Source organism: Paenibacillus sp. FSL H7-0326, assembly GCF_001955535.1.
GTDB lineage: Bacteria > Bacillota > Bacilli > Paenibacillales > Paenibacillaceae > Paenibacillus > Paenibacillus shunpengii.
Genome location: NZ_MPVN01000001.1, coordinates 1,996,841 through 2,017,393 on the forward strand (window position 1 = coordinate 1,996,841; position 20,553 = coordinate 2,017,393).

Below are 20,553 nucleotides of genomic sequence, written 5' to 3' on the forward strand. Positions count from 1 at the left end.
TTATTGGCTGTGGACCACCGATGATTTTGCCCAATCTGTACGACGCCCCTTCAAATATTCGCGCAGCCTTAAGGACTCGATCCCCGCTAACAGCACAATACCGATGCCGTGGGTGTCATTCAGCAGCCAAGACAAACGCTCCTTGTAGTAATTCGGAGAGAAGGAGTACCCCGAGCCTCGGCAGACCCCGTATACATTCCCGTCCCGATCAATACAATGGCGTATAATGCCCTCATAGCCACGGAAGACCGCATCGGCGTATAGGTGCTGTATTCCCTCTGGAAGCCAGCCATACCTTATCCCGCGGGAAAAAGCATAGATAAACATGGAAGAGCAGGACGTCTCGCTGTAGGATTCATGATCGGTCAGCACCTGATGCCACAAGCCCTGCTCATCCTGAACTGCCAGATAGCCCTCGCACAGCTCCCTATAGAAATGAAGCAGCTCGTCATAATCCGAATGCGTTTCGGGAAGAACAGCCAGCAGCTCCGTTAGAGAAAATAATACCCAGCCGTTACCCCGTCCCCACGGCACGGTACAGCCTTTATCAAAATTCAAATTGTACACATGATGCATCATTTTCTGCTCAGGCATATACAATCTTTTCTTATACAGCAGAAACTGGGCAGCGGCATCGTCCAAATACCGGGTCTCTCCGGTAAGCTTGTAATATTGGCTAAGAAACGGGGTGCTCATGTACAGGTCATCGCACCATATCGTATTAACCATCAGCTCGCTGAAGCTGCGGTAGCGGTATAACGTACCATCAGGCAGTCGATCCTGCTCACGTGTAATATAGTCCGCAATACGATGCGCTGCCTCCTCGGCTCCTCTCAGTTTCTTCAGCTCATGAGCTCTGAGCATGGTGGCGCCGAAGGAACCACAGTCATCCAGACTATCGATCAGCGCAAGCTGATGATTTATCCCTGGGGCACCATGCCGCTTGCTATCCCACATGACCAGCTCATCCAGAGACGTACACTGTTCAATATGATCCGCAGCATATTCAATATAATCCGGGCGGGACAGCTCTCTTCCCGTCTCCAGAATGCCATACAGCGTCACACCTAGAGGATAATTCCATTTGCCATATAAACGCGATTCCAGATAAGGACGAATCCGGGCGGCCGGCTGGTCAGCTCTATAATAAGTCCGTTCTTCTCCTTCTCCAAACAGGCGGTCCATATGAGGGACGTCTTGAGGCGGAGGCACATGATCCTTAGAAAAAGGACCCAGATACAGCCAGTGTCCTGTTAAACCTTCAACCGGGTATGGCCTGGCCCAGGTTAGAGCTTCGCCTGTTTCATCCTCGGTCAGTACTTCCAGATCAAAGCCCCAGGCTTTACGGGTACGCGCTGACACAATGACAATATCATGTACACCGTAGTCCAGCTCCTTCTCCACCTCGAAGTAGCCCTGCTCCTGATCACTGGTGTACAGCAAATTCCCGTCCACATATAGCTTGAATGTTCCTTCGTGCAGCCCTTTCCATGTCACTTTCCGTTCGCTTGCGGTGCTCCGGTGATCCAGCTTGGACCATGCCAGCGCAACGGCCCCAAAGGGACATCGTACTCCATATCCATCGGATGTGACGAGTGTATCGGCGCTAGCATCGGCATCGTCACTTCTCTTGGCATCGGCGCTAACCGTCGCTTTCTCTCCAATCCCTGTCCCTGGATCAAACACTCTCCCGAAGGCACCAAGCTGCTGCTCCTCCTCGCTCCATTCTCTTCGGGGATACCATGTTAGACCTGTAGCTGCCTCTGATGCAGAGGTTTCTCCCTCAAAGATACTTGCTAGCTTAGAGTCGATCTCGTGAGAGAACACCTCCTTGGCATTGCCTGGTATCCAGCGTGTATGCTGAGGTTCGCTGTACACCCAGCCTTCCTGCCCATCACGCTCCATGGTTGGAGCAAGAAAATGGACGGGCGCGCCTTTAACAGAACCTGTGCCGAATTTGGCACCGCAGCCAGTGGGTGTTTTTTCAAAATCCAGAACAAAGAAGTTCCAGCCCTGACGCAGCTTGCCACGCAGTCCAGCCTTGCTCTCCGGCATGACGTCATCCCGATGATTCGACTCAAAGGCCAGCTGCCCGTTAATAAACACCCGTGTATGACTGTAGCAGCTGATCCGGTAGGCCTGTGTCGTTTCTTCATCAGCCCAAATTTTGGCCCAGGCATAGACGAACTGTCCATCCTGCAGCTGAGGAAGCTTCTCCACAAGGTTCATATCGTAACGGTATTCGTGATCTCTAATAAAGCCTTCCACATTAAGCACCCGGTACGTCGGCAAGGTCTTCGGGTTCGCACCGATATATCGGTTTACTACAGCCCTGAGCACATCCTCTGTTCTGTCCAGTGAAGCTCCAAAAGAACGTTCTTTGGTTACATATGGCATCGCATGCAGCGCCTCCTAACGAAGAATTGATAGGGTTAGAATAAATTCCAGTCCATGGGCAGAACAATGGCGCAAATCTCCAAACCGTATCCCAAAGCATCACATTCCTGCAAAAACGATTCGGTTTGTTCCGTGTACATTTGGTTGATTGAACCCTTATACAGCTTGTGGGCCGCCTACGGGTCTTTGAGAAAAAGAGAATTACACTGAAATAAACTGCAGCTCATTAGCTTAGTTAGTGTGTAACAAATGGGATGCAGCTCAGTGCGGATGTTTTTTTATTCATGGCAAATGTGTACAATAAAGGAGATAAAGCCGAAAGAATGGGCAGGTGCTATATATGGAAGAATTAATACATAAACTTCAGCATAGGGTTGTTGAATTAACTCAGGCACAGAGAAGAATTGCAGATTATATTGTACAAAATCCGATGGAGGTCGCTTTTTTAACCGTTGATAAATTGGCTTCAAAAGTAGGTACAAGTACGGCTACCATTATGAGATTCTCGGCTGCTGTTGGATATTCAGGTTTCTCTGAGCTTCAAAAAGAGCTTCAATTAAATATGAAGCATAAGGCTGCACCACAAACCAGACTGGAAGCTAACTTGAAGCATTCAAATAAGAGTAAGCTCCTGCATAATCATGTAGAGCTACAATTCAATAATATCCAGTATTCACTGGACAATATCACAGAGGAAACATTTCAGCACATTGTTGAGAAAATAGCGGATTCCAGGCAGGTTCTCTGTACAAGTGTCCGAAGCGGGAGGCCTGTTGGAGAGTATCTATCACTAGGAATCAATCGGCTACTCGGGAACTGTCAATATATTGATGCGGATCAGAGTGATTGGGTGGATGAATTGGTTCACTTGAACTCATCTGACCTCATTATAGCGGTCAGCTATCCACGCTATGCAAAACGTATTAAAGACATGCTGGAGGTAGCTAAGTCCTATGATGTTGAGGTTCTCTTGATTACGGATAGCTACAGCTCTCCATTAACCAAATATGCAAATTATGTATTGCCATGTTCCTCAGCGAGTATCGGCTCTCATAACTCCATCGTAGCAGCTATCTTTATTGTAGATTTCATTTTAAGTGCTTTAGCGATTAATGATCCTGAAAGGACCAAACCACGTTTAGATAAAATAAATAATATCCTAACTAAAATGAGTTATCACACGACACATTAGTGGTGTGGTCACTCATTTTTTTATTTTATATTTCATGAAAGCGATTTACTAAGTATTGGTGAGGTGATATGATCGTATAAAAGTAATAAATGTTACTTTTATATATTTAAATGTAACAAACATAACCTAAAGGGATGGTGGAGACGATGAATGCAGTTCATATATTGCCAAATGATCTAATGGATCGGGCGAAAAAATTAAACTCTTCATTATTGGCAGACGTGATGGGTGGGACTGGTGCTATGGATCATCAGATCAAACCTGTTGCAAAGGACATGAATGTGGTAGGCACTGCTTATACCGTTAGCTTACGTCCAGGGGATAATTTATTCCTTCATCAAGCCATTTATTCTGCTAAAGAAGGAGATGTCCTCATCGTTGATGGGAAAGATTATAAGAGTCATGCCTATTTAGGGATATTGATGGCTAGCGCAGCTAAGGCTGCTGGAATAGCAGGTATCGTTATTGACGGGCTTGTTCGAGATAAGGTCGATTTAGAGGAGTTAGGCTTTCCGGTATATAGTAAGGGCTTTACCCCAAATGGACCTTTTAAGGATGGACCTGGTGATTTGAATCAGATCATTTCATGCGGGGGCGTCACAGTCACACCTGGAGATCTAGTCATTGCCGATGATGACGGAGTGGTAATCGTTCCGAAGGAGGAGGCAAATACCCTGCTGACACTTGCGGAAGAGAAATTAGCGTATGAGAAGCAAAGACTACAAACCATTCAAGATTACATGAGAGAAGGAAAAAAAGACATTAGTCTGATCGCACCTGCTTGGTTGGAGAGCAAAATCAAAAAATTTCAAGAATAGGAGAATGTAATATGAAGCTAGGTTTTATCGGATATGGAGAAGCGGCATATGAGTTGTCAACAGGCTTGAAAATGGAAGGTTTAGATCAGTTTTATGCGTATGATGTGCTCTTGCAGAATGAGAAATTTGCTGGAATTATTAGAGACAAAGCAGCCAATACAGGAGTGGAATTGACAGGTAGTGCCAATGAAGTCATTGAGAAATCTGATATTGTGATTGCAGCTGTACCCGCCAGTAGAACGCTAGAAGTGGCCCAATCATTGCTCGGAAGTTTGCGAAAGAATCAATTGTACGTTGATGTATCCGCATCAACCCCAGAGATCAAAAAACAAGTAGCAAAAGAAATTGCTAAGCAAGATGCTCTTTTTGTGGATGCAGCTATGCTAGGATCTCTACCCGTAAACAAACATAAGGTACCGATTACGGCAAGCGGTAGTGGAACAGATCGGTTCATTGAAGATATGCAACAGTATGGGATGAATATCACCAAAATTAGTGACCAGCCAGGAGATGCATCCGCGTTAAAACTCATTAGAAGCATTTATATGAAAGGGATCGTTGGCTTACTGATTGAATTCTTGGAAGCTTCCAAAATATATGGAGTCGAGGATCAAGCTATATCTTCTCTAAGCCAAACGCTGGATAGCAAGAGCTTTGAAGAAACCATGAATCGCCTTGTTACAGGTAGTGCACTCCATGCCAAAAGACGGGCGGGTGAGCTGCTTGGCTCTATTGAGATGCTTGATTCCGTTCATATTGATGCCAGTATGTCTCGGGCAGCACAACAGAAGCTAGAGAAGCTGGCTGATCTCAATTTCTTCGAACGATTTGACGGAACAAAACCAGCCAGTTGGAAAGAGGTTATTGAAGTGATGCATCAAGGTTGAGTTATTTGTAAGCGTTTTACTTCATCATGAGGAGGCCAAGATATCCATGGGTTTTATTGCGTTGATTGTATTCATTGCTGTCATCATTATATGGAATGTCGTAGTGAAACGTAATATGGGAGAAGCCATGCTATTAGGTTTTATTGCAACCACATTGTTTGGCGGAGCGGAAGCATTAACACTGTTCTGGGATGGTTTATTATTTGCTTTCAATTACGAGGTGCTCTACGCAGCGGTTGCATTTGTTTTTATGGCCTATCTAATCGAGAAGCTTGAATTGATTCATGCACTCTTGCGAATCTTGAACTCCCTTGTAGGAAAGCTTCCTGGTGGAGCTGCTTATATGAGTACGTTAGGTTCCACCGTTTTAGGTGCCCTTTCAGGTTCGAACTCTGCAAATACAGCCGCTACTGGTTCCATTACTGCCTCTTGGATGATTAAATCAGGCTGGAGTCCAACACATACAGCGACAATTCTGGCAGGTAATGGCGGGCTTGGAGCCGCAATGCCTCCAAACGCTTCGATGTTTATTATGCTGGGATTTGCACCCGTTGCAGCGCTTGTATCTGAGGGTGATTTATATATTGCACTTTTAATAGGTGGACTTTATCAGGTGGTCTATCGCTTTATTCTTGTTTTTCTTCTCGTGAAGAAAAATAAGATTCAAGCTATGCCGCCAGATGATATTATCTCCTTTAAACAAGCTGTAAAAGAAGGATGGAAATCGATTTTCATTTTCTTCGGTGCCTTAATCCCTATCCTTGTTACGATCGGTCCACTCGCCAACTACTTACAGAGCAATCCAAACATTGGACCAGAAGCAATGGATCAAATTTCATTAATAACATGGATTCCGATTCTCATGATCTTAATTAGTTTAGCCATTGGAAGAAAGAAGGCGTCTGCCTTAGATTGGTCCAAGTTTTTCAAATCAGCTATTCCTAAGTTTACGACAATCGGCGCATTGATGCTGTTTGCTGTTGCTTCTAGTCAGGTGCTGGCTGATTTAGGCTTAGCAGAAGATTTAACACAAATAACGTCAGCGCTTACAATTCCCAAATGGCTCATGGTCCTCATTGTCGGGGTGCTAGTAACATTGGTTGCTGGACCATTATCTTCAACAGCTACGTTAACAGCTGTTGGACTTGTCTCCTTTTCCGCCTTAATTTCAGTCGGAGTTGATCCCGTTGTGGCTGTTGTCGCCATTCTTGCATTCTCCTCCACAGAAGGCGCTTCTCCACCGGCATCAGGTTCTATCTTTATTGCTTCTGGTCTTGCAGGGGCCAAACCGGAACAGACATTTATACCGCTGATCATTTATTATATGATTCCAATTGTAATGATTGGCTGGCTAATAGGGATGGAGCTACTTCCCGTATAGAAAGGAGAAACTTATGAGAACATTCTTGGAATTTCTATTTAAAGTGCTACTTGTCCTATTCTTAACGGCAGGAACCTTGTTGGTATTTGGTCAGATCTTAGGTATCCTTCTTCAAAAGGGGGACATCATCATTGCAAGTACGAACCTGTTCAAAACACCGACACTCGTGCTGAGCGCTGTGTTTAGTCTTGTTGGTTTCTCCCTATATTATATACCTGAAAAGAAAGACACCTCATTTGTCGATCATAATATCAGCACCAGTGGCTAATTCGCTAAAATAAGCTTTTGAAGCTAGTTTCAGTATACGGATCCAGCCGGTCCTCCTCGTCACAGAATATCCGGCAGATCATCAGAGGAGATTATCAGGTCGCTTCTATTTTCTATGCTAAATAGACCTGTTCATCCTTAATGAACCACTGATTATGATTCGAGTGCAATTTATAAAACATATCTACAAAAAAGGTATATTGCAAAAAATAATTTTGTGATACAATGCGGAGAAGCTTTAATACATTAAACTCATTTTACGAGAGAAAAAGGAGAAATCACCGTGTCCATTACTGATGTTATTGATGCACAGCTAGCCGCGTACAATGCGCGAAATATTGAAGATCTGCTCGCTACCTATCACGAGGACTGCGTCATTGAAGATGCTGTCGGCAACATTCAGAACTCTGGCAAAGAAGAAATCCGCGAGCGCTATACGGCTTTGTTCGAGATCAGCCCTGAGCTGAACGCAACCATTACGAACCGCATTGTGCACAATAACTATGTCATTGACCATGAATCCGTCACAGGACATCGCGGCAGAACAGACATACTGCTGGCTGTGCCAGTGTATCGTGTCGAGAATGGTCTGATTACACACGTAAGATTCATTGGATAATGAGGCAATATCCAAGGATTACAATTCGGAGTTATCCTATACAATAGAAGGTCTGTACCTCATAACTAGAGGGCAGGCCTTTTTTCATATTTTCGATCGATTTAGAGCTTTGACTTATCGTAAGCTTTTTTTGCGCTGTGCTTGAGAGAAAATCCATTATATACTAATATTCAGCTCGGAAAAGTAACATGCAGTGGCAGAAACATATCGTGGCAAAGCCATATTGCCCCTGTCTTGATGGAATGAGGAAGGAGAAAATTAAATGTCTATCCGCTTTCGGCTGCTGCTCTCCTTTACATCTGTTGTTGTCGTCTCCGTCATTCTGTTTGTTTCGGCCGCCTATTTATTGTCTGTAGCGGTTACGGGCGATTTTCGGAGCATCAGCAGCTTCTATAATATCCATTACTCACTCCATCCCTTGTCTGAGGAAGAAGAGAACTTGTTTCTGGATATGAAATATTTAGCTAAGCACGATCCCAAGCTGCTACTGGATAAAGAAAGACTTGAGGAATACGATCTGCAGCTGAAGATGGTCCAGGCACAGCTTGCAGTTCGACATAACGATGCCCTCATCTATTCAACGCCTACCTTGAATTCCAGAGAACTCAATCAGGTACTGCCGGATTACGAGATGGGCAATTACGCCATTCGCAGCACGCTTAATTCAGGGAACCAATTTTTCTCTTATGCCAAATTTGATTTCTACTTCGATGAAGCGAAGCAGGACATGGGAAGCATCTTTGTTCTCCGTGAGCGCAGCCCATTCGCCGAGATCGTTCGGACCCTGCTGCCGATTCTCATCATCGTATTCGTCTGTGTCCTGCTTCTGACCGGCTTTCTGCTGTACAGATACGTGACGCGCAAGATCATCTTTCCGCTGGACCGGCTTAGACAATCGGCAGAACAGATCAAGGGTGGTGATTTGAGCCAGGAGCTGAGTACGAATTCCGGCGATGAGGTGGGTCAGCTGGTTATGGCCTTTGAGGATATGCGGAGGAAACTTCACGACTCCATTCAGCTTCAGCTTCATTATGAGGACAATCGCAAGCAGCTGCTCTCGAACATATCTCATGATCTGAGGACACCCATCACGACCATCAAGGGCTATGCCGAAGGGATTCGGGACGGTGTAACGAATACGCCGGAGAAGCTTGGGCGCTATGTAGATGCTATTCATACCCGGGCTGCAGATATGGAGCATCTCGTTGACGAGCTCCTCTTCTACTCCAAGCTGGATATGAACAAAGAGCCTTTTTCCTTTGAACAGGTAGACCTTAACGGCTGTGTTCGGCAGGTTGTAAACGAGCTCACTCTTGAATTCGATAACCACGGAGTTGAGATTGTCTGGAATAACACCTTATCTGAGGAACAGCTGTATGTGCTTGCCGACCGCGAAAAGCTGAAGCGCGTCCTGCTCAATTTATTTGACAATTGCTTGAAATATATGGTGCAATCCCCGAAACAAATCACCATTCGCATAGACAAGCAGCATGAATTCGCTGTTGTGCGAATTTCCGATAACGGGCCGGGAATTCATCCGGACTCGCTGCCCCATATTTTTGAACGCTTTTATCGGGAAGAGCCTTCACGCAGTCAAGCGATTAGAGGCAGCGGCCTCGGCCTTGCCATTGCTAAGCAAATCATAGAAGGACATGGCGGACAGATTGGAGCAGACAGCGAGCCGGGTCAAGGACTCGCCTTACATTTCACACTTAAATTATTTGAGGATCGCAGGTGAAGCAGATGAAACGGATATTGATCGTAGAGGATGACCCATACATCGCCGAGTTGCAGCGCGATTATTTCCAGCTCCACGACTATGAAGCCGATTTGTCGCTTGACGGATCGGAAGGACTGAATAAAGCACTGCACGGTGGTTATGATCTTGTCATTCTGGATTTGCAGCTGCCGGGAATCGATGGCTTCGAGATATGCAGGCAGATTCGAGAGAAGCTCGATGTTCCCATCCTGATCGTATCTGCCAAAAAAGAAGAAATTGATAAAATTCGAGGATTTGGCCTCGGTGCCGATGACTTTATAACGAAGCCATTCAGCCCTAACGAACTGGTCGCAAGAGCAAAAGCCCATATGGCAAGGTACGAACGATTTACTCGTATGAAGCAGGAATTTCCGCAGGCAACGATTGATATTCGTGAGCTGTCCATCAATAAAGCTTCGCATCGTGTATTTCTTCGCGGTAAGGAAATCGGGCTGACCGTTAAGGAATTCGAAGTTCTGGTGTTTCTGGCAGAGCATCCAAACCGGGTATTTAAGAAGGAGGAGCTGTTTGAACGGATTTGGGGATTCGAATCAAACGGAGAAATTGCGACCGTTACCGTACATATTTCGCGTATTCGCGAGAAGATTGAAGCTGACCCGTCCAATCCCCAGTTTATTGAAACGGTATGGGGAGCAGGCTACCGCTTCGCCGTATAGCTATAACTATAGACGCCGGCCAATTTGCGAATTGTTATGACTCTGTTTAGAAATTGTTTATATTTCCTTATCAGCCGATTTAGAGTGGTCGTTTACCATAGAATTATCGCATAGGCGAACACCACATTAGATCGAGAGGAAGAGGAAATATGAGAAAAGCAAATCAAAAGGCGGTCATTCTAGGATTATCCACCATTATAGCCGGAGGAGCGCTGCTTCCCTATCAAGTAAGTGCAGCCTCTCTTCCTTCTGCGGTTAGACAGCAGGACGTAATCGCAAACTCGACCCAGCAGGCGATTCAGCATCTGATCGACAAAGCCGTGCTTCATGGGTATGGAAACGGTCAAATGATGGCCGATCAGCTCGTAACCAATGCAGAACTGGTAAAATTGATCGTGCTCACCTTGGAGCTGACTCCAAGCAGCCAGCCCGTTCAGCCGGGAGATAAGTGGTATGACCGATATTTGAACACGGCTTCTGAGCATGGATTGATTGATAGTGGTTCAAAGTTCTTGCCTAACAAGCCTGCAGATGGCACGCAGATGGCGAGTATGATCGCCAAGGCACTGCAGCGTGACATCAAATCGGTTCAGTACTGGATGGAACAGCTTCAGCTCGATACGTCCCATGTTACCCGCGGTGATGCAGCAAGTCTGCTCGTACAAGCAGAAAAAGCGATTCGCTCTGCATCAGCTCAGATCGTCTCGATCAAAGCACTGAATCAAATTACGTTTGAGGTTACATTCAATCAGCCGATGACCCTTGAAGATGAAGCAACAGCAGCAGCACAAGCGAATTTCAACTTTAACGAGGGCAATCTCAAGCTGGTCAACCAGCCAAGACTCAAGACCGGCTCGGTTGCTACCTATATCGTGCCCGTTCAAACGATGGAGCCTGGAGCAACCTATACGCTTCAATATAAAGGCGAGCAAACATTTGAGGTTCCAGCAAGCGATGAGAAGATCAGAATGAGCGGTACACGCCAAGTCGCGCAGGATACATTTGAAGTGGATTCGTTCCGTGAGAATGGTGTAATCGACTATGGTTACCTGATCTCCGCTTATTCAGGCGGACGGGGTGCGAACGCGATCGTGCTGGATGAGAATAACAGATGGGACGGAAATCCGATTCAGGTCATCTCTTCTCTCGCCACTCGTCAAGCAACGCTGACGCCAGAAGGCGGAGAGCCGATTACGGTAAGCTATGTAGGATTCACACAGTCGACAGACGGCAAACAGGAGCCGAAATTCCGTCTGCCGCAAGGGACTTTGCTTGAGCCAGGAGTGACATACACCGTCTCTTCCGACTGGTTCACACTGGAGAACGATTCATTTGTAGCGGATACGATTGCTCCGCTGGAGATCGCCTCCGTATCTCAAACAGATGAGATCACCTTAAAGGTGAAGCTTACTGCCGACCCGGGAGATGAGCTGTTCGCTTACCGCTCTATTCAGCTTGAGGGCTCTGACGGTACAACACTGACAGCACAATACAAGGTACAGACCCGCTTAGGAGCAGCCGGCGTATTCGAGCTGCAAAATGGAGCCAAGCTTGTACCTGGAGTCAGCTATGAAGTGTCTCCATTAGGCAATTGGGCGACTGCAGAAGCAGTACAGTTTGAAGCAAAATAAAGCGCTGGCATGCCAATCTCTTGATCAGAATTAACCTTCAAGCCTGATATCATCTCAGGTTTGGAGGTTTTTTTGAATTGGAAATTCGGATTACGTATTTAAATCCCTCCTGCTATGTTCTTCCCCACCTCTCTTATGTCATATTTTCTAACGCTTATTAATTATTTTTTACCTAAAATGGATTGTCATTTTCTCAATGCACTCACTCCATAAAACCGTATAAAAACTACGTTAAGTAAGATTTTATTCATATTTTCACTCTCGATCTCAGCTTAATTGTAACTATTTCACAATCATAAATAATATTTATTATGAAATATTTACAATGACTTCTGATTATTCATGTAATATAATATAACAAATCAGGTGATTATAATAACACGTTATGTAAGGTTTTGTTTTCTTTCATTTATCTTTAAAACATAAGAGGAGTGGGACAGCATGCATATTGAATCTAGGCCTTATCTTTTTCCGTTTGATGGTGATTTTAGAGCTGACAATACAGCACTCGTTATTATCGATATGCAGATCGATTTCTGTGGACCCGGCGGCTATGTTGACCAAATGGGCTACGATCTTTCCCTTACACGTCGTGCCATAGAACCTATACGGCAGCTCCTAGCAGAGGTCCGTGAGATCGCTGGGCTTACAGTTATCCATACAAGAGAAGGACACCGCGAGGATTTATCCGATCTCCCTGCGAACAAAAGATGGCGCAGTAAGCAGATCGGAGCAGAGATCGGCTCCGAAGGACCTGCCGGCAGAATCCTGGTACGAAATCAGCCTGGTTGGAACATCATTGAAGAGCTCGCTCCGCTTCCAGAAGAAATTGTGCTGGACAAGCCAGGCAAAGGCTGCTTCTATGCAACGGACTTGGATATGATTCTGCGGACCAAGGGGATCCGGAACCTGATTTTAACGGGGATTACAACAGATGTCTGTGTACATACGACGATGCGGGAAGCTAACGACCGTGGATATGAATGCGTCATTCTCGAAGACTGTACGGGAGCAACGGACCCTAACAACCATTTGGCGGCACTGCACATGGTCACGATGCAAGGCGGGGTATTCGGTGCCGTGTCTGATTCCAAATCTGTAATTGCTGCCCTTCAGCAACTTCGTAAATAAAGCTTACCGCAAGTGCTCTATTCATTGTGAAATCTACATTTCGAGGGGATGAAACCATATGAGTCAACATGAACATCAAATCTTAGAGGAAGAATACGAGAATTCAGCCGTCCCTGCAAAGGCTCGTAAGAGTCTGCTCTCTGTATCGCTGGTCTGGGTCGGGTTCCCCATGATTATGACAAGCGCGGTAACTGGTGCTGCAATCGTCGGCGGACTCGGCTTTTGGACAGGTATGCTGTCCATCCTGATCGGCAACCTGATCTTGTTCGGCTATGTAGGAGTTCTAGCCATGCTGTCTGCCAATAAAGGCTACAACTTCTCGCTGCAATCCGCGATCACCTTCGGCAGCAAAGGGGCACGTATCGTTTCCGGCTTGCTCTCTACTCTAGTTATCGGCTGGTTCGCGGTGCAAACCGGACTCACCGGCAGCAGCATGCATGAAGCATTTGGTACGAACGCTCTGGTTATTACACTCATCGCCGGCACCTTGTACATTGTTCTCACTCTTTTTGGCGTCAAAGCCCTCACTTATATCGGTGCTGTTTCCGCACCTTTCTTCTTTATCATTGGACTCTGGGCCGTCTACGATGCGGCTGCCGCCAGCGGCGTATCCTCCATTACCAGCTTCGAAGGTACAGGAGCGATCAGTATGGGAATCGCCATAACCATGGTTATCTCACTGTTCATCGATTCTGGAACGATGGCTGCTGACTTTAATAGGTGGTCCAAAAATAAAAAGCAGGCACTGGCCGCTACGTTTACTGCTTTTCCTCTAGCCTGCATGATCGCTATGGTATTTGGCGGACTTATCGCAGCAGCAGCCAGTCAGAATTCGGATCTATTCCAATACATCGCCAGCAAAGGCGGCGCTATTGCTCTAATCTCTATTCTTCTTCTATTCCTTAATCTAGGAAGTGTATGTGCTCATTGCTTATACAACGGTGCAGTAGGCTGGTCCAGTCTGACCGGACGCAAAATGCGGGAAACCGCCATCGTTCTCGGCGTCATCGGCACTATTTTTGCTGTATCAGGGGCTTGGAATCACTTCGCTGACTGGCTTAATCTATTAGGCATTATCGTCCCACCTATCGGCGCTGTCATTATCTGTGACCAGCTGTTCCTGCGTAAAGGAGCAGATATCAGCGAGTCAGTACGTATTCCTGCCTTTGCTGCCTGGATTATTGGCGCACTAATTGGTCTTGCCGTCGAGCAGTTCGCACCCTTCTTATCAACAGCCTTTGTATCCATGCTTGCAGGAGGAGCCGCTTATCTTCTGATCTCACTAAATACAGCCAAAGCCTCTGCAGTCAGCAGCTCGGGTGCAAGCAGATCCTGATTCACTTCAACTCTCTTTCGATAGCTCCAGAAGAAATGAGGAATGGCTATGACTTACCCGACGATCCCCCTGCTTGAAGATGCAGAATTCACTTGTGCCGATATTCTTGAGCTCTCCCATCTGAAGGGAATTCGACTCCGTGCGGGTGCGGACGGACTTCACCATCCGATTACCCGGGTCAATGTGATGGAAGTACCCGATATTACGGATTGGGTAAAAGCTGGCGAGTTCCTAATGACAACCGGCTACCCATTTCGGGATAACCCCTCCATGCTCACAGATATGATTCCACAGCTCGTCAACAAGGGTGTTGCCGCATTAGGGGTAAAGACTAAGCGCTTCCTAGATGATATACCCGAGGAGACATTAAAGCTTGGGGACGAGTATAACCTCCCTATCTTTGAGTTGCCGCCACATACCGTGTTCTCTGATGTGCAGCGGGAGACGATGGAAAGAGTGTTAGCACAGGAAACCAAGATGCTCATTAAACTCAACAACTATGTCCAGCAAATGTCCAAGCTCGTGTTGAATGGCAGCTCACTGCATGAGCTGATCGCTTACCTTGAAAGCATACTCCATAGACCTACGGTGCTGTTTGATGAAAGCAGACGGATGTATAGCTCAGACACGGCAGACGAAATGGCAGCAAATTCAGATATGGAGCCGTACACGTTCTGGATTAAGCAGCTTGAGTCTTTAACCAGCGCTTCCCGGGCGGACGCACAAGAAGCTCCCGTCCGATTAACGTCGGTTCATGGCAGCGGGAATAACCATTCCGCTTCTGTGCTGCTTACGGCAGAGAAACATGTTCCGCACTCAGAGCTCGATACTCTTATTCTTGAAAGAGCAGGCATGCTGATTGGCATGGAGCTCTCTACGATTCGCATGCGCGAAGAAATAGAGTACAAATATTTGGATCAATTTCTTCAGGACTGGCTTCTGGGTCGCATCCCACTAGAGTCGGACATCCGAATGCGAGCGGAAGCCAGCGGAATCATATTCCCGCCTTCCCAGAAGTTATCTGTTATATTAGCCCGTCCGCTAGGCAGCCATCCAGGTGAAGAGCAGCTGAAGCAGGCGGTCATGAAACTTCGGACTGCTGTTCGTTCCGAGGGACGCGGCAGAGATACCGTTGACATTCAAGCCGTGGTCATCCGCAATGAACTTCTGTTTATCGTCCCAGAATCATCAGAAGCTATTGCTGTACGACTTGTAACAGGCGAAATCAGTCGTTTGTTCCAAGGACATAACGACCCTCCATTTTCCCTATGTATCGGGAAGCCCGTATCATCGCTGGAGCTTATTCACGAGAGCTACAAAGAAGTCATTAAGATCGCCTTCATCTCAAGGCTTGTTGGAATTGATAAGCCAAGTGTCAGCATGGAGGAGCTCGGAATTTATCGCTTGTTGTATCTGCTATCCGATGAGAAGGATGCCTGCCTTTTTCGGGATACATATATCGCACCTTTGATAGAGTATGACAGCAAGCATTCTGCGTCTCTGCTTCTTACTGCCAGAACGTATCTGGAGCACAATATGAATGCCAAAAAAACAGCCTCGGCGCTCTACACACACTACAATACGATTACGCACCGGCTTGAACGAATAAAGGAGCTACTGAACATCGATTTTGATCATGCGGATGACCGGCTTCAACTGGAGATCGCGATTAAACTTCATTTCATGCGGCAGGATTAATAGAAAATATGATGATCAATCAGCTAACGGAATCAGACAACAGCAATGTATTTTTCACAGAAAGGAACGGGCGAACAATGCAATTAAACAAATACGGAGTTTCTAATGACGTTATTCCAGAGAGATTAACGATTTCTGGATTACAGCAATTATATAAAGACCAAGCCTTGACACCACGGGAAATTATGGAGACCATCACTTTACGTGCTGAGGAAGACCGTGACATGAATATATGGATTGTCCCGCCTTCCATGGAGCGTATTGCACCTTATCTAGAGAGACTCGAAACGATGGATAAGGAAGAATACCCGCTCTGGGGTATTCCCTTTGCTGTCAAAGATAATATTGATGTAAACGGGTATCCTACGACAGCCGCATGTCCTGACTTTGCCTACCCCCCTTCCGAACACGCTGCTGTTGTCCAGAAGCTGATTGATGCTGGCGCAGTCCCTGTCGGCAAAACAAATCTGGACCAGTTTGCCACAGGACTTGTCGGAACACGGAGTCCGTATGGTGACACGCATAATGCCTATAGACCGGAGCTGATCAGCGGAGGTTCAAGCTCCGGCTCCCCCGTTGCGGTAGCACGCGGTCAGGCTGCTTTTGCCTTAGGGACGGATACAGCTGGCTCCGGCAGGGTTCCTGCCGCACTTAACCGGCTGGTCGGCTGGAAGCCAAGCCTTGGCGCATGGTCCCTCCGGGGTGTTGTACCTGCGTCGGCAAGTTTGGATTGTGTTACCGTATTTACACACCGGCTGCAAGAGGCTCTTCTAATCGATGAAGTTGTACGATCTGCCGATGAGAAGGACCATTGGTCTCGATCGATCCCAATGCAGTCCTCAGCTGCACCCCTTAAGCTCCTCATTCCCGATCAGAAAGATTTATTCTACGGTCCTTTTGAAAAGGAGTACAAAGAAGCATGGGGACAAGCGAAGAACCGGCTCGCAGCACTCGGAATCCCAGTAGAACCCATAAACACCGACCTATTTATGGAAGCAGCAAAACTGCTGTATGACGATGCCTTGGTTGCTGAGCGCTGGGCAGGTCTTGGTCCGTTTATTGAAGCGCATCCCGGCAGCACCTTTCCTGTAACGGAAAAAGTTCTGCGTTCCGGGGCAGGAGATGCCTATAGTGCGAGCTCCGTATTCCAGGCCATGCACCGGCTGCAAAGCTACAAACGGCAGGCTGCTGTGCTCCTTGAGAATTCGGTCCTCGTTATGCCGACCTGCGGAGGTACATGGCGGCGTGAAGACGTAGCCCGGAATCCGATTGCAGCAAACAGGGATATGGGACGATATACCAATCACTGTAATCTGCTTGATTTATGCGCTGCTGCAGTGCCGGCTGACGATGCGGCAGACCTTCTTCCTTTTGGTATTACGTTCTTCGCCCTGTCAGGACAAGAGCACCTCATTGTTAATACAGCGGCCAAATATGAAAGCCAGACAGAGGAACCTATTGAGCATCTCCGTTCTCCCCTGACAAAAGAAGAAAGCCTTCCTGATAACTCCGGAACTACACAAGTTGCCGTATGCGGACTTCACATGAGGGGATATCCACTGGAAGTGCAAATGCAATCCGCGGGTGCAAAATTCATAAAAGAGGCACGGACCGCACCAAAGTATCAGCTAGTAAAGCTGAATACATCACCGGCTAAGCCCGGTCTGATCAAAGTGAATGAAGGAGGCGCCTCTATTCAGCTGGAAGTATGGGAAATACCGCTTGAAGCCTTTGGTGAATTTACGGCATCCATCCCTGCTCCCCTTGGTATTGGAAAGATCGAACTGGAGGACGGGACTGAAGTGCCAGGATTTATCTGCGAGGTTTATGCAGCAGAGGGTGCAGAAAATATCACCGAAGCCGGGGGCTGGCGAAAGGCGGTCCCTCTCCCATAAAGTGTTTCTTCTATTGTAAATTGACAATGAGCCCTACAACGATGAAGTTGTAGGGCTGTCTGTAGTTTTTATCACTTACTTTGTCATCGCAACAAACTCTTCAAAGGCATCCGCTTCCTCCACAAAAGGATTATGGTTGCTATATTCAAACGTTCGGAAGACTGAGCCTGGAATTAGATCTGCAATTTCCACACCATACTCGTAGGGACACTGTGCATCGTGGAGACCTGCATAAATATAGGAAGGGATCGAGAGCTCGCTTAATCGCTCACGAACGTCATAATTTCGGCAATCGACTTGTATAAAATAGTTCAAGCGAGCACCCACTGTTCTCCCACTATTCGGTATCTTTAAAGACTCTCTCAGTTTCTCTTCACGATAGTATGACATCATTGCCCATTCAAAACCAAGCGCTTGTCTTTGGTCCTGGGTCGTTTCAGGTGAATTTAAGGCGTTCATAATCTCACTAATGCGTCTAAAATTCATATTACCTTTACAGTAAATACTCTTTGGATTCTGTATGTACTCCTTACTTGCACACGTACCGCCAGCAATGATCTTCGTCAACGCTGCCGGATATTCAATAGCATAAGTTAACGCCAGCATCCCACCAGTTGAATGACCTGCAAAACCCCAGCGCTCTATTTGAAGTGATTTACGAATTGCTACCAGATCTTTAATACTCTCAAGCATTCCATATTCACTTTTTACTTTTGCTCGATCTGAGCCCCCACAGCCTTTAAGGTTCACTAAGTATACGCTGTAATGACTGGTGAAAGGATTGGCAAATGTATTTCCTCGCTCATCATATGCACTATACAAATGAGTGACGCACAATGCTGATCCCTTGCCCTTTTTAAAATATTCAAAGTATCCTCTCTCCGTTTGAATACTGCACTTCTCCCAATTCATATACGCCTGTCCCTCCTTGATTAAGAGTCGCTGCCATATCCTCTCCAAGCCTGATCTAAATCAATATATATATAGTAGAGAGTAAATTGAAGCCATATCGCAACAATAGGAGTAGTATTGAAACTAGTTTCATTTGATATAATGCTAGTAAGAAGAAGAGGGAAGGAACAATGCTCATGTTTAATCAAATTGATGCTCTTCGAACAGAAGTGGACAAGAAACGTCCCATCGACCCAAAGCTGATGAGTACCATCGCTCAGAAATTTCGTGAAGAGTGGACTTATCATACGAATGCAATTGAAGGAAATACTTTTACTTATCGTGAAACAGCATTCTTCTTAAGAGAAGGACTGACGGTCAAGGGGAAATCTTTAAGAGAGCATCTTGAAATAATAAACCATGCGGAAGCAATTGATTATCTTCACGAAGCCATTCAACAGAGAGATTTAACAGAGCGGATTATTAAAGATTTTCATGCCATTCTTTTTCAGGGAGTGAGAGATATTGACTTTTCTCCTGGTGACTACAAAGAGATGGATAATCATGTGCTCACGATTTCGGGGAATATCCATCAATATGTTCCTGCAGTCCAAGTACCTTATGAAATGGAACGCCTGATACAATGGTACACCGAAAATTCAGACATGCATCCCGTGAAGCTTGCATCATTACTTCATCATAAGCTCACAGCGATCCATCCATTTACAGATGGTAACGGGAGAGTCAGTCGGCTTGCGATGAACTTTGTGTTGCTAAAGCATGGTTATCCTCCTGCCATCATTCGTAATGAAAAGCGCCAAGATTATTACTCCGCACTGGAGCAGGCAGATAACGGGGAACTAGAACCCTTAATTGATCTCATCTCTGCTGAAGTTAAGTCTAATCTAGAACTAATGCTATCTGTCACTTAAACCTCACTTATACCATCTAGCAAAGGAGCGATACTTATGAAATATACATACCTCGGACGCAGCGGCATGCAGGTCTCTCTTCTCGGTCTTGGCACTAACTCCTTCGGCAAAAGAGCAGATGAACAGACTTCAGCCCGCATTCTTCATCATGCGATCGACAGCGGAATTAACTTTATCGATACCGCCAACATCTATGCCGGAACAGAATCCGAGCGCATTATCGGTCAAGCGCTAAAAGGAAAAAGAGACCAGGTTGTGCTTACGACCAAGGCCGGACTCGTCGCCAGAAATGACGCTCCGAATGGACGCGGCTCTTCCCGTTATCATCTGCAGCAGGAGCTGGAGAACAGCCTGAAGCGGCTGCAAACCGACTATGTGGATCTGTATCAGATTCATACATTCGATCCGAATACACCGCTGGAAGAAACACTGCGAACACTCGATGACATGGTTCGTGCAGGCAAGGTGCGCTATATCGGTGCCTCCAACTATGCGGCTTGGGAGCTGATGAAGGCACTCGGCATCAGCGATCTGAGAGGCTATGAGCGTTTTGTCTCCAATCAGGTCAGCTATTCACTGGCAGACCGAACGCCGGAGCGCGAGCTCGTTCCCATGTGCCTGGACCAAGGTGTCGGCATCATTCCTTATTTCCCACTAGCCGGCGGCATTCTTACTGGAAAATATACAGAGAAGTCCTCTGCTCCCGCCGGCTCCCGGGCAGAAACAGATCCGAATTTCAAGCGATTCTTGGAGGATCATAATGTAACACTTGGACAGCAGGTAGCTGATCTTGCCGCGGAGACCGGACATGCTCCAAGTGCATTGTCCATTGCCTGGCTCATGAACCAGCCTGCTGTATCCACCGTCATCGTCGGCGCTACTCGTACGGAGCAGCTGGATGACAACTTGAGAAGTCTCGACATCGAGATCAATACCGAGCTCGCAGAGAAGCTGGGTGAGATCAGCGAGCGATTTATCTATTCGAAACCTTTTGCCACCTACCGCATAGAATAATACAAAGGCTGGACCTTAAGCTTTACGC

17 protein-coding genes are annotated in these 20,553 nt (G+C 46.5%); 15 read left to right on the forward strand and 2 right to left on the reverse strand.

Annotation, left to right across the window (positions count from 1 at the left end; genetic code table 11):
• Positions 1–2,397: a glycoside hydrolase family 88/105 protein gene (locus BK126_RS09610; RefSeq protein ID WP_076312310.1), complete on the reverse strand. Its 2,397-nt coding sequence runs from the start codon at positions 2,395–2,397 to the stop codon at positions 1–3.
• A 340-nt stretch (positions 2,398–2,737) separates the two neighbouring features.
• On the opposite strand from BK126_RS09610, the gene BK126_RS09615 reads away from it, so the two are divergent.
• From BK126_RS09615 to atzF, 13 genes are all read left to right on the forward strand, one after another.
• Positions 2,738–3,589 carry a MurR/RpiR family transcriptional regulator gene (locus BK126_RS09615; protein WP_076312311.1) on the forward strand — a complete coding sequence of 284 codons (852 nt, stop codon included), beginning with the start codon at positions 2,738–2,740 and terminating at the stop codon, positions 3,587–3,589.
• A 146-nt stretch (positions 3,590–3,735) separates the two neighbouring features.
• On the forward strand, positions 3,736–4,407 hold the full coding sequence (locus tag BK126_RS09620; protein WP_076312312.1) for an RraA family protein: 672 nt from the start codon (positions 3,736–3,738) through the stop codon (positions 4,405–4,407).
• A gap of 11 nt (positions 4,408–4,418) precedes the next feature.
• Positions 4,419–5,294, forward strand: a complete 876-nt coding sequence (locus BK126_RS09625; protein WP_076312313.1) for a DUF1932 domain-containing protein — start codon at positions 4,419–4,421, stop codon at positions 5,292–5,294.
• Between the two features lie 46 nt (positions 5,295–5,340).
• Complete coding sequence (locus BK126_RS09630; protein WP_076312314.1) at positions 5,341–6,675, forward strand: TRAP transporter large permease subunit; 1,335 nt, start codon at positions 5,341–5,343, stop codon at positions 6,673–6,675.
• Between the two features lie 13 nt (positions 6,676–6,688).
• The gene (locus tag BK126_RS09635) at positions 6,689–6,943 is read left to right on the forward strand and encodes a hypothetical protein (RefSeq protein ID WP_076312315.1); all 255 of its coding nucleotides are present in this window, start codon (positions 6,689–6,691) and stop codon (positions 6,941–6,943) included.
• A gap of 282 nt (positions 6,944–7,225) precedes the next feature.
• The gene (locus BK126_RS09640; RefSeq protein ID WP_076312316.1) at positions 7,226–7,561 is read left to right on the forward strand and encodes a nuclear transport factor 2 family protein; all 336 of its coding nucleotides are present in this window, start codon (positions 7,226–7,228) and stop codon (positions 7,559–7,561) included.
• 262 nt (positions 7,562–7,823) lie between these two features.
• Positions 7,824–9,299 (forward strand): sensor histidine kinase, encoded by a 1,476-nt coding sequence (locus tag BK126_RS09645; protein ID WP_076312317.1) that lies wholly within the window; start codon positions 7,824–7,826, stop codon positions 9,297–9,299.
• Between the two features lie 5 nt (positions 9,300–9,304).
• On the forward strand, positions 9,305–9,997 hold the full coding sequence (locus tag BK126_RS09650) for a response regulator transcription factor (RefSeq protein ID WP_076312641.1): 693 nt from the start codon (positions 9,305–9,307) through the stop codon (positions 9,995–9,997).
• Positions 9,998–10,146: 149 nt separating this feature from the next.
• Positions 10,147–11,628: a hypothetical protein gene (locus tag BK126_RS09655; RefSeq protein ID WP_076312318.1), complete on the forward strand. Its 1,482-nt coding sequence runs from the start codon at positions 10,147–10,149 to the stop codon at positions 11,626–11,628.
• A 441-nt stretch (positions 11,629–12,069) separates the two neighbouring features.
• Positions 12,070–12,759: a biuret amidohydrolase gene (gene biuH / locus BK126_RS09660; RefSeq protein ID WP_076312319.1), complete on the forward strand. Its 690-nt coding sequence runs from the start codon at positions 12,070–12,072 to the stop codon at positions 12,757–12,759.
• A gap of 58 nt (positions 12,760–12,817) precedes the next feature.
• Entirely contained in the window at positions 12,818–14,095 is a 1,278-nt protein-coding gene (locus tag BK126_RS09665) for a cytosine permease (protein WP_076312320.1), read from the forward strand.
• A gap of 42 nt (positions 14,096–14,137) precedes the next feature.
• The gene (locus BK126_RS09670; RefSeq protein ID WP_076312321.1) at positions 14,138–15,793 is read left to right on the forward strand and encodes a PucR family transcriptional regulator; all 1,656 of its coding nucleotides are present in this window, start codon (positions 14,138–14,140) and stop codon (positions 15,791–15,793) included.
• 77 nt (positions 15,794–15,870) lie between these two features.
• Positions 15,871–17,688 carry an allophanate hydrolase gene (atzF, locus tag BK126_RS09675; RefSeq protein WP_076312642.1) on the forward strand — a complete coding sequence of 606 codons (1,818 nt, stop codon included), beginning with the start codon at positions 15,871–15,873 and terminating at the stop codon, positions 17,686–17,688.
• A gap of 75 nt (positions 17,689–17,763) precedes the next feature.
• On the opposite strand, the gene BK126_RS09680 is transcribed toward atzF, so the two are convergent.
• Positions 17,764–18,600, reverse strand: coding sequence for an alpha/beta fold hydrolase (locus BK126_RS09680; RefSeq protein WP_076312322.1), 837 nt, complete (start codon positions 18,598–18,600; stop codon positions 17,764–17,766).
• A gap of 176 nt (positions 18,601–18,776) precedes the next feature.
• Between BK126_RS09680 and BK126_RS09685 the strand changes: the two genes are divergently transcribed.
• Positions 18,777–19,511, forward strand: a complete 735-nt coding sequence (locus BK126_RS09685; protein ID WP_076312643.1) for a Fic family protein — start codon at positions 18,777–18,779, stop codon at positions 19,509–19,511.
• Between the two features lie 36 nt (positions 19,512–19,547).
• A complete protein-coding gene (locus BK126_RS09690) occupies positions 19,548–20,525 on the forward strand; it encodes an aldo/keto reductase (protein ID WP_076312323.1) in 978 nt (325 codons plus the stop codon).
• Positions 20,526–20,553: the final 28 nt, after the last annotated feature.